Source organism: uncultured Campylobacter sp., assembly GCF_938030815.1.
Taxonomy (GTDB): domain Bacteria; phylum Campylobacterota; class Campylobacteria; order Campylobacterales; family Campylobacteraceae; genus Campylobacter_B.
In genome coordinates, this window is record NZ_CALHII010000188.1 from 1 (window position 1) to 7,492 (window position 7,492).

Consider the following 7,492-nt stretch of genomic DNA (forward strand, 5'->3'; position numbering starts at 1 on the left):
CCAACAGGCGTATTTTGCTCTTTTACCTCGCTTGCTCCTTCTCATCTTGTAGCAAAAAATGGCTCTAAGATCTACGAGCTCTTTAAATTTTATGAGATTTGCGGCTAAATTTTACCCGAGCTTTGCCGCGAAATTTTAAAATTTCGGCCGTGGATTTTGCTTGCATATTTTCTCGCTTTTAAATTTCATACACTATCGCTTTTATGCTACTTTAAATATAAAGAATAATGCGGAATTTTGCACGTGTCTTTTATGGTCTGAAATTTTAAAGATCTGTGTCTGCTTTAAATTCCGTGATTATTAAATTTTAAAATTCCATATGCAAAGAAATTTTAAAATTTTAAATCTGATTCGATAAAGAGATTTTGCTAAGCAGCGGGATTATAAAAATTCTAAAGCAATGGCTCACGTGAAATTAAAAAGGTCAATCCGGATTAATTAAAATCGCTAAGCCTAAGACGATGAGGTAGAATTTTGCGGATCGCTCCGCAAAATTTAAGAAAGATTATTTTAGCTTGTCTAGTTCGATGATGTAAGGCACCGAGTTTACTCCCGCACCGAAGTATTTGGCAGCTAGGGCTTTTACAGCATTTAGCTCAGCAGCGCTTACGTCTTTGGCGCTTGCTTTGTTATCTTCAGCGTAATATTTTTTAAAAACCGCTATCTTTTGCTCGTCGGTTTTAGCATTTTTGATCTCTTTGTAGATGAGCGCGGATTTTGCGTGACCGTCGTCACCGTGAACGGAGGTCATGACGATATCGACATTATTATTTTTTAACGTTTCTTCGATCCTTGCCATCTCTTTGCGGCAGAATGGGCACAAAGCGTCCGTCAGCATCAAAACCGTAGGTTTTTTAGGATCGTTTCCTAGCTTGATGATATTGTCTTTGCTCTCTGCTTTGAAGACCTTACTTAGCTGTCCTGCGATGCGGTCTTGTTTGATCTGCTCCTTATAGACTACGCGTTTTTTAGGATCAATGATATCGGTAAAGATCAGATCGCCTTGGGTGAAGATGATCTCCTCTTGCGACATATTTCCTTGAGAAATCTTTAAAACGACCGCTTCAACGCCCTTTGGCTCGCTAAGTGGGATGCGCTCGGCGACCTTTATTTCGATGCCTTGAGGCGCGCCGCCGTAGATGGATAGAATTTCGCTGTCGCTTAAAGCCGCGTTTAGGCTCGCTGCGAGCGCAACTGAAGTTAAAATAGCTTTTTTCATTTTTTTCCTTTGCAAAAAATCCCGCGCATTGTAGTGCAAAATTTTAAATTTTTACTTTTTCAAATAGCGTTTATTGTCGATCGTCGTGATATTCCCCATCTTATCTAGGTATTCGAGGTAGCAGATGACGAATTTTCTGCTAAGCCCAAGCCCCTCTTTGGCATTCGTGACGTTTACGAAGCCCTCTTTTTCGATGATCGCGTAAAGACGCTTTATCGCCAGGGCTAAATTTTCGGCCTCGACAAAGAGATTATGTGCGAGACGGACGACCTTTTTGGCGTATGTTAGCTTCTTTAGCGCGTCATCGCCGCTACTGCGGTCGATCTCCAGCTCGTCATAGACGTTATACGGCGCGAGAGGCGCTATGCCGCCCTTTTTGATGAGATCAAAAATTTTACTCTCCAAGCTCTGTTTGAGCGCGTCAAAATCCACCCCCGATTTTACGTAAACTCCGCCTTTTTTGGAGACGATGCCGCCTCGCTCAAGCTCGCTAAGCGCGCGCGCAGCAAGATCTTCGCTGGCCCACGAGAGCTTTAGGGCGATCGAGGCGGGCGAAAAGATCGCGTAGTCGTTTTTTGAGACGATAAATTTTATGAGGCTTTTTACGTCCTCGATCGCGCTTAGATCGTAAACGCATAAATTTGCTTCGTCAAAATACGTTCCTTCTATGCCGCGCGCGATCTTTACCGCTTCGTCGTACTCCATTCCGAAGCGCTGATACGCCGAAAATAGCCCGAATCCATGCTTGTGAAAGAGGCTTAAAATTTTAAACGCTTCGGTAAAATTTCGCTTCAAAAGCGCGGTGAGAAGCACGGCTTTGCTCTGCTTTTTTAGCGGCTCGACTACGGCGTTTAGCACGCGCCCGCCGCCGATTACGCGCGAGTTTGACAAGCAGACGAAGGGCTCGTCAAATTTCAAAAACATCGTTTTGTCAAATTTAAAGCTCACTAGCTTCTCGCCGCTAGGAAGTTCTTTTAAAATGAGCGCTTTTGCCGCGCTTTGCTTGCTTCCGACGCAAAATAGCACGTCTTGGTTGTGTGAAATTTCGCCGCTAAAGGTGCAGTCGGCTTCATTAAAGCCGCGGAAAAAGCCCTTTTTGCTTAGGATTTGCCCTTTTTGCAGCTCGCTCGTTTTGGCATCTAAACTCAGTGCGACGCGGTTTGGAGCCTGCGCCAGCGGCGTATCCTCATCGTGGATCTGCACGCTTTTGACGTTAAAAGCTTTGCCCAGATCGCAGTTATAAAGCTTCTCGCCTTTTGAAATCGCGCCGTTAATGAGGCTGCCCGTTACGATGGTGCCGAGCCCCTTAAGCGAAAAGACGCGGTCGATGTAGTAGTGCACTACGCCGCCTCCTTGGCGTTGCGCGGGCTTGATATTAAAGAGATAGTTTTTCAGCTCGGCGATGCTTGCGGGATCTTTTATGCTGATAAAAAAGGTGTTTAAAATTTGCAAATTTTTAAATTTGTCGATGTATTCCCTGCACTGTGCCGCGACCTCCGCCTTGCGCGCGTCGTCAGCAAGATCGCACTTGCTGATACATAAGATCACGCTTTTTACCCCGAGCAGCGATAAAATTTCAATATGCTCTTTGCTTTGCGGCATCAGTCCGTCGTCAGCGGCGACTACTAGCATCGCAGCGTCGAAGGCATATGCGCCGCTAATCATCGTCTTTACTAGATTTTCATGCCCCGGAACGTCGATGAAAGCGACGTTGGTGTCTCCCGAGCGCAGATGCGAAAAGCTAAGATCGATCGTGATGCCACGCTGCTTTTCGCTCGGCATTCGGTCTCCTTCAAAGCCGTTTAGCGCCTTGATTAATGCGGTCTTTCCGTGATCGATATGGCCTGCGGTGCCGATGATTACGCTATTCATAAATTTCTCCGATCTTTTTTATTAAATCTTGCAAGTCGCTTTTTAAAATCGATCTGAAATCGAGCAAAAATTTATCATCCTCGATCCGCCCGATTATGCCCGCAGCGCGAAATTTAGCCTGCGTGCTCTGCGGGTCTGCCCCATCTAAGATCGCAAGCGCGACGCTGGGATAGGAGGCGCCGGGCATCGTGCCGCCGCCTACGAAGGTGGTAGTAGGCACGATCTGCGATTTTACGCCGATGCGCGATCGCACTAGCTCCGCTCGCTCACGCAGTTCGTCTAGGCTCAGATGGATCTGATCTATCGTCGTGATGAGGTGAAATTCTTTATTTATATACGCCTTGATCGTCTCGGCAAGCAGGCTTAGCGTGATCTTATCCACACGCAGCATTCGCAGTAGCTGGTTTTTACGTAGGCGCGCGATGAGATCGCGATCCCCTAGGATGATGCCGCACTGCACGGAGCCGAAGAGCTTGTCGCCGCTAAAGCTAAGCAGCCGCACGCCGCTTTTTAAAAGCTCAAAGATTGAGGGCTCACTTTTGCCTAGCCCAAATCCCAGCTCGCTCGCGTAGCCGCTTCCAAGATCGTAGTAATCGATGATCTCGTTAAAGCTTTCCTCTTTTTTCATGCTAAATTTTGCGGGGTAAATTTTAGAAATTTCGCTCTCGCCGCCCGCACTGTCTCCATGAAAACGCTCGCTCTTTGCGGACGGCTCGCTGCTATTTAAATTTAGAGCATTCGCAGAGCCTGCAGCTAAGCTTAAACCATTCGGCGCAGAATTTAAAATTTCGCCGTCTGCGTCCGAAGAGCCGCCGCAAAGATCTGCTAAATTTTTAAAGCTTGCCGCTCTAAGCGCTAAAAATTCTCTCTTTGCTTGCGAGGCGCGACGTGCCAAAGCCGCAACTTCCGCAGCGCTTACGCTAGAGTTGAAGCCTGAAATTTTAAAATTTGAGCGGTGCACCTTCATCAGGATCGCCGTATTTTCATTGATCGCTTCTTCGTAATCGTCTAGTTTGGTTTTGTTCGTAGTGCCGATCTCCACAAGTTTTGCGCCCGAGTTTGCCATCACTTCGCTTACTCGAAAGCTCCCTCCGATCTCGACTAGCTCGCCGCGGCTTACCACGACTTCGCGTCCGCGCGCGAAGGTATTTAGCACCAAAAAGACTGCCGAGGCGTTGTTATTGACCACGAGCGCGTCCTGCGCGCCGAAGAGCTCGCTGCACAAAAGCGCTATGTAGTCGTATCTGTTGCCGCGCGCGCCCTCGGATAGGTCGTATTCTAAATTTGAATACGAAGTGATGATCTTTTGCGCGCGGGCTAAAATTTCGGCGCTGATGACGCTGCGGCCGAGGTTTGTGTGCAGCACGACGCCGGTTGCGTTAATGAGCGGTTTGAGGCTTAGATTTTGGAACTTTTCGTAGCGCGATTTGATGAGCGAGATGATCTCGCTTTCGCTTGCGAGCTCGCCTCCTTGCAGCGCTTTTTGACGCTCCTGTTCAATAAGCTCTTGCGCGATTTTGATGATTTGCGGGCGGAGGCAGTTTTGAAACTCCTGCGCATTTGCGATTTTGTCGATTTTGGGTAGTTTGATTCGTTGCATTGCGACCCCGATGCCTTAAAATTTAGGCGATTTTATCATTTAAAGCTTTGATTTTGCTTTATCTATAGAATTATTAATTTAAATTCGATTTACTTTAAGCGCAGAATTTAAAAGCTGTTTAGAAAATAAGAGTAAAACCCGCCTAATTATCAATTTAGGATAGATTATGAAAGAACATGGATTTTACGCCGCGGGGCTAAAGGATGTCGTCTTAAGCGACGATATCGAAATTTGCGGCGATGAAGAGGAGGCGAAAAATGAGGAATTTATCGTTGCTAATTCGCCGAAATTAAAAGCGCAAATTTATGCGCCCGAGATAAATTTTTATATAGAAAATTCCGCAGATGAGCCGCTACAAATCGCTAAAAACGTAGATATTTTGTATCGCGCCAAAGATATCGCCTTTGACGGTGCCCTAGATAGCGACTATCAAAAGCCCGTCGGCAAAAACGTAATTCTCGCCTGTGATGAGCCGCGAGAGGGGCTTGTGGGGCTACTTAGGCAGCACGGATTTAAGGTGATCGCGTTAAGTAGGGCCGAGATTAAGTTCGTCTACGGCGAGATTGGCGATCTTGCGGTTACGATTTTAAGCGAGCGGGATGAGATTGAGACTGAGGCGGATTTTTTCTTGATTAGCGGTGCGGCGCCCTATCAATTGCGACAAAGCGGCTGCTACGAGATCTCGGGGCTTGGCGACGATGAAATTTTAAAAATTTTAAATTCCAAAAGCCCAGTTTATCATTATAAGAATTCCACGATCTTCGATCCTGCGATTTGCCAGTATCAAGGTAGGCGAAATGAGCTGCGAGCGCCATGCGCGGAGATTTGCCCCACAGTGGCGATTTTGAAAAACGACGAAAAGCGCGAGTTAGTATTTTCGCATATCGACTGCATCGGTTGCGGCGCGTGCGTGAGCGTCTGCCCTAGCGGCGCGCTGAAATTTGCCAAGCTGCCCCAAAGAGTATTTGGCGAGATCGCAAAGCTCTATGCAGGCAAAATTCCGCTTCTCATCGCAGAGAGCGAAATCACATCCGCACCTGCAGTGCAGCTTCCGTGCGGCGTGCTGCCGTTTGGAATTTTTGGAAGCAAGCAAATAGATGAGGCAAATTTGCTAAGCGCGATGCAAGAAAGCGGCTCGAGTGTGATCGTTTACGGCGCAGACGTGGGCGAGAGCACGCGCGAAGCGGTGGAGCTTATCAATGGAATTTCGCGCGCGATCTATGGCAAGGACGCGGTATTTTTAGCGCGAAATTTAACCGAGCTGCACGAAGCGCTAAAGTGGGCGCAAAGCTCTCGGCCGTGGGCGTTTAGCCTAAATGAGCAGGGTCTTAGCAAGAAAGAAATTTTTTCCAAACGCGTAAGCGCGATGGTTGGCGAGGGCAGCTTCGGCGCTGTAAAAAGCGGAGAGTTGCTAAAATTTGGCAAAGTAAACATAAACGAAGCAAGCTGCACGCTATGCCTTAGCTGCGTGGGTGCCTGTAATACCGGCGCGCTGTATGCCGATAACAGCGACAATTCGATTAAGCTCAATGCCTCGCTTTGCACGACGTGCAACTACTGCGTGCTAAGCTGCGCCGAAAAGGATACGATCGAGCTTGAGCCTTGCGGCGTGGAGCTTGAGCCGGGATTTTTTAATTACAAAATGCTAGCTAAAGATGAGCTTTTTAAGTGCATTGAATGCGGTAAGGAATTTGCGACGAGCAAAGCCGTGATGAAGATCGCGGATATGATGGGTGCGCATTTTGCAAACGAGCCTGAAAAGATGAAGACTCTTTTTTGCTGCGGCGATTGCAAGGCGAAAATAATGATAAAAAAGCAGATAGAAGATGCTAGAAAAGGGGCAATGTAATGGATGCGAATCTACTTCAAGCAAGAAGCTACTACTACGAATTTTTTGCAATTCCGTTTTTTTTCTATGAAACGGATGCGAAATTTAAGCGCTGGCAGCAGCAGTTGGAGTTTTTACGCAGCTCGCCCATTGTGCCTAGCGATGAGGCGGAATTTCAAAATTTGGCGAAATTCGATTTTGCAGCGTTTAAAAGCGAGCAAAATTCCGTGCTTTTTGATTTTTCATACGCCAATGTGCCGATGAGTGCGAGCTTCTACGACGAAGGACGTGACGACGGGCGTATGCGTGTAGCGGTAATCGACGTGCTAAAAAAGAGTAAATTTCGCCGCAATATGGAGCTTTGCAAAGAGTGCGAGGACTATGTGGGATTTATTTTTTACCTGCATTCGACTCTGCTGCGCGACGCGGCTGCAAAACACAGCGCGGTTTTAAACGGACAAAATTCCGTGGCAAACGAGCAAAATTTTACGAATAGCGCGAGCTTGACGGCGCAAGACGGAAAAAATTCTGCAGGTTTGCATGGCAGTAAAAATTTTACAGGCCCGCAGAATGGTAAAAATGCTGCGAACTCGCAATGCGCTAAAAATTTCATCGGCGCGCAAGACGGCGAAGCGCTGGCGTTAGAGCTTTTTACGAATGTCACCAACAGCTTTGTGGATGAGTTTAGCGAGCTTTTGTGCGGGCATGTGCGGGCGGATTTTTTCAAATCATTAGGCGCACTAATGAGAAGCTTTTTTGCGCTAGAACGCTCGCTTTTAGCGCTTGCCGCTCCGCAAAAGAAAGATCGCAGCGTCGTTAAAGAAGCGATCAAAAAAGGCGGCTATCAAAATAAATTTACAAATCCGGAAGATATTTTTAATCTGGATTGATAAATAAAATTTTTAACGGAAATCTTAACGCAAAAGCAGAATTTCGGTTAAATTTTAAACTCGCAAACTCTAGTTTTGCGAGT

5 protein-coding genes and 1 pseudogene are annotated in these 7,492 nt (G+C 46.9%); 3 read left to right on the forward strand and 3 right to left on the reverse strand.

The features are described from left to right. Positions 1 to 105 (forward strand): annotated as a pseudogene (locus Q0277_RS07155) (cysteine permease); the annotation flags it as partial. A 400-nt stretch (positions 106 to 505) separates the two neighbouring features. Here the strand turns inward: Q0277_RS07155 and Q0277_RS07160 are convergent. Genes Q0277_RS07160 through selA form a run of 3 tightly spaced genes read right to left on the reverse strand, consistent with a single transcriptional unit; the run spans position 506 to position 4,691 of the window. After that, positions 506 to 1,219 carry a histidine kinase gene (locus Q0277_RS07160; protein WP_297996846.1) on the reverse strand — a complete coding sequence of 238 codons (714 nt, stop codon included), beginning with the start codon at positions 1,217 to 1,219 and terminating at the stop codon, positions 506 to 508. A gap of 51 nt (positions 1,220 to 1,270) precedes the next feature. Further along, positions 1,271 to 3,091, reverse strand: a complete 1,821-nt coding sequence (gene selB / locus Q0277_RS07165; RefSeq protein WP_297996849.1) for a selenocysteine-specific translation elongation factor — start codon at positions 3,089 to 3,091, stop codon at positions 1,271 to 1,273. Next, positions 3,084 to 4,691, reverse strand: coding sequence for an L-seryl-tRNA(Sec) selenium transferase (gene selA, locus Q0277_RS07170; RefSeq protein WP_297996850.1), 1,608 nt, complete (start codon positions 4,689 to 4,691; stop codon positions 3,084 to 3,086). The genes selB and selA overlap by 8 nt, the downstream gene beginning before the upstream one ends. A 166-nt stretch (positions 4,692 to 4,857) precedes the next feature. Here selA and Q0277_RS07175 point away from each other — a divergent pair, with 166 nt between their 5' ends. Both Q0277_RS07175 and Q0277_RS07180 read left to right on the forward strand, forming a co-directional pair. Next, on the forward strand, positions 4,858 to 6,540 hold the full coding sequence (locus Q0277_RS07175) for a 4Fe-4S dicluster domain-containing protein (protein ID WP_297996852.1): 1,683 nt from the start codon (positions 4,858 to 4,860) through the stop codon (positions 6,538 to 6,540). Then, positions 6,540 to 7,409 carry a molecular chaperone TorD family protein gene (locus Q0277_RS07180; RefSeq protein ID WP_297996854.1) on the forward strand — a complete coding sequence of 290 codons (870 nt, stop codon included), beginning with the start codon at positions 6,540 to 6,542 and terminating at the stop codon, positions 7,407 to 7,409. The genes Q0277_RS07175 and Q0277_RS07180 overlap by 1 nt, the downstream gene beginning before the upstream one ends. Positions 7,410 to 7,492 lie beyond the last annotated feature (83 nt).

Bases quoted from the DNA above. Each gene is read 5' to 3' on its own strand.
- selA (WP_297996850.1), bottom strand. From the start codon at position 4,691: ATGCAACGAATCAAACTACCCAAAATCGACAAAATCGCAAATGCGCAG.
- Q0277_RS07175 (WP_297996852.1), top strand. From the start codon at position 4,858: ATGAAAGAACATGGATTTTACGCCGCGGGGCTAAAGGATGTCGTCTTA.
- selB (WP_297996849.1), bottom strand. From the start codon at position 3,091: ATGAATAGCGTAATCATCGGCACCGCAGGCCATATCGATCACGGAAAG.
- Q0277_RS07180 (WP_297996854.1), top strand. From the start codon at position 6,540: ATGGATGCGAATCTACTTCAAGCAAGAAGCTACTACTACGAATTTTTT.
- Q0277_RS07160 (WP_297996846.1), bottom strand. From the start codon at position 1,219: ATGAAAAAAGCTATTTTAACTTCAGTTGCGCTCGCAGCGAGCCTAAAC.